Source organism: Polaribacter sp., from assembly GCF_965656025.1.
GTDB lineage: Bacteria > Bacteroidota > Bacteroidia > Flavobacteriales > Flavobacteriaceae > Polaribacter.
Window position 1 is genome coordinate 1 of the sequence record NZ_CBFHJT010000029.1, and the last position, 3,369, is coordinate 3,369.

The window sequence follows — 3,369 nt, forward strand, 5'->3', positions numbered from 1 at the left end:
AATGTGTTGTTAAAAGATGATAAAACATACCCTTGGTTGTGCATAAAAAACGAACGTTTCCCTAGAGTTTTTTTAACACGTAGAGTTATTAAAGATGGTTCTGAATATTTTGGACCTTATACCTCTGTTAGAACTGTTAGAACCTTATTAGACTTAATTAAAGAACTATATCCGTTAAGAACTTGCAAGTACGATTTAAGTGCACAAAAAATAAATGAAGGCAAATATAAAATTTGTTTAGAACATCATTTAGGCAACTGCAATGGGCCTTGTGAGGGTTTAGAAACAGAGGCACATTACAACAATGCTATCAAAGAAATAAAAAACATTATTAAGGGGAATTTTAAAGAAAGTTTAGACCGTTTTAAACAAATGATGTTTGAATTTTCTGAAAATATGGAGTTTGAAAAAGCCCAAAAAATTAAAGAAAAACTAGACAGACTAAATAATTATCAAGCAAAAAGTACCATCGTAAATCCGTCTATAAATAATGTAGATGTTTTTTCTATTATTTCTGATGAAACTCATGGATATGCCAATTTTTTAAAAATTTCAAATGGAAGTATTATACAATCTCACACCACAGAAATTAAGAAAAAGTTAGACGAAACAGATCAAGAATTATTAGCGCTTTTTATCGTAGAAATCAGACAACGTTTCAACTCACAATCGCCAGAAATTTATGTGCCATTTAAAGTCAATTTGGGTGATGATGTTAAGGTAACCATCCCAAAGTTGGGCGATAAAAAACGAATTGTAGAATTGTCTGAAAGAAATGCAAAATATTACAGACAAGAACAATTTAAGCAGATAAAAATTGTAGATCCAGATAGGCATGTAAAACGAATAATGGCGCAAATGAAAAAAGATTTGCGTTTGTCTGAAGAACCACGTCATATAGAATGTTTCGATAATTCTAACATACAAGGTACAAACCCAGTAGCTGCCTGTGTGGTTTTTAAAGATGGTAAACCTAGTAAAAAAGACTATAGGCATTTTAATATAAAAACCGTTGTTGGACCCGATGATTTTGGTTCTATGGAAGAAGTGGTATATAGAAGATATAAACGTTTGTTAGCAGAAGACCAACCTTTGCCACAATTAATTATTGTAGATGGTGGTAAAGGGCAATTATCATCTGGTTTAAAAGCATTAGAAAGATTAGGCTTGCGTGGTAAAATTGCCATTATTGGTATTGCAAAACGCCTAGAAGAAATTTATTATCCAGGAGACCCTGTACCTTTATATTTAGATAAAAAATCTGAAACTTTAAAAATTACTCAGTATTTAAGAAACGAAGCCCATAGATTTGGTATTACCTTTCATAGAAATAAACGTAGTAAAAGTGCCATACAAAGCGAGTTAGAACAAATACCTGATGTTGGTAAACAGACCATTACAACTTTATTGCGTAAATTTAAATCGGCAAAAAGAGTAAAAGAAGCCAATTTAAAGGAATTAGAAGCAGCAATTGGTCATTCTAGAGCTGTAAAAGTGTATCAATATTATCACCCTACCAAAAAGTAAAACGCTATGAAAAACCTTATTTTGCTATTTCTAACCATACCCATAATGGTATTTTCTCAGCAAAAACAACCTAAAGTGGGTTTGGTATTAAGTGGTGGTGGCGCAAAAGGTTTTTCGCATATTGGTATTTTAAAAGAAATAGATAAAGCTGGTATACATTTAGATTATATTGGTGGTACAAGTATGGGCGCTATTATTGGTGGTTTATATGCTGCCGGCTATTCTGCAAAGCAAATAGAAGAAATTATTTTAAAAACAGATTTTTTAAAACTTCTTAGAGATATAATCCCTAGAAGCTCAGAAACTTTTTTTGAAAAAGAATATGGAGAAAACACCTTTATTACCTTGCCTGTAAATAAAGGTAAAATAGGTTTGCCAAGAGGCGTTTCTAAAGGGCAAAATGTATTAAATTTATTATTAGAATTGGTAGATTCTTTAGATGGCAACCAAGATTTTTCTAAGCTGCCTACTCCGTTTTTTTGTATTGCAACAGATTTAGAAGATGGTACTCCTGTAATTTTAGAAAAAGGTTCTTTACCCATTGCTTTAAGGGCTAGTGGTTCTTTTCCATCGCTTTTAAATCCTGTAACATATGGAGATAAATTGTTGGTAGATGGTGGGGTTGCCAATAATTTTCCTGTAAGCATTATGAAAGAAAAAGGAATGGACATTGTGATTGGTGTAGATGTAGAAGGTAGATTGTTTGATAAAGATAAAATAAACTCTGTAGTTGCTGTTTTAAACCAAATTATGAGTTATCAAATGTATCAAAATACAGATGAGGAAATAAAAAAATTAGATGTTTATATTCACCCAGATATTTATACATATTCTGTGGTGGATTTCGATAAAAAAAATGAAGTTTTAGAAAAAGGGAATTTAGAAGCTAAAAAATATGCAAAAGTATTTAAAGAAATAGCAGCCAAACAAACTGTTAAAGTTAAAAGAGAACCTATAGAATTTAGTACCAAAAAATTATTAGTTTCTGATGTTGCCATACAAGGTTCTAAAAATTATACAAGAGCTTATGTACTTGGTAAGCTAAACATAAAAGAAGGAGATAGCCTTTCTAGGCAAGATCTTACTGAAAAAATATATTTACTTTCAGCAACCAGAAACTACAATAAAATAGAGTACAACCTTATAAAAAAAACAGACGATAGCTACTTATTGAATTTTAAGTTAGATGAGTCTAATGAAACCGCTAATTTAAAATTGGGCTTGCATTATGATTATTTGTACAAATCTAGTTTATTAGCAAATTACAATCATAAAGGGGTGTTAGGTAAAAATGATATATTTTCTCTAAATTTAATTTTAGGTGATAATTTACGCTATGATTTAAATTATTTTGTAGATAATGGATTTTACTTTAGTTATGGTTTTAGATCTAGGTATAACCATTTTAGATCTCAAGTACCATTTAATGAAGCTACATCACCAGATATTAATAGTATAAATTTGAGATATTCTGATTTTACGCATCAATTTTTTGTGCAAACCACCTTTAACAGAAAATTTGCAGTGGGTTTAAAAACCGAATTAAAACAAATTAAAGCAGAAACAGAAAACATAATACCTTTAGATAATAAAAACATCTCTGATAATAGCAATTATTTTAATGTTGCAGCTTATTTAAAACTAGATACTTATGATAAAAGGTATTTTGTAACCAAAGGTTTTTATGCAGATTTAGAATTTAAGTATTACCTATGGTCTTCAGATTTTAATAATGATTTTGAAATCTACCCTCAAGCAAAAGGTACGCTTGGTTTTGCTACTTCGTTTACAGATAATATTACCTTACAATATACAAGTGAAGCTGGTTTTTCTTTAGATCAA

Annotated in this window: 2 protein-coding genes; both read left to right on the forward strand. The window is 30.2% G+C overall.

What is annotated here, in order from left to right; translation table 11 throughout:
• The coding region (uvrC, locus tag ACTG3S_RS07330; protein ID WP_439128705.1) for an excinuclease ABC subunit UvrC at positions 1 to 1,527 on the forward strand (1,527 nt) is incomplete at its 5' end.
• A gap of 6 nt (positions 1,528 to 1,533) precedes the next feature.
• Positions 1,534 to 3,369, forward strand: a 1,836-nt coding sequence (locus ACTG3S_RS07335) for a patatin-like phospholipase family protein (RefSeq protein WP_439128706.1), incomplete at its 3' end; no start/stop codon positions are given.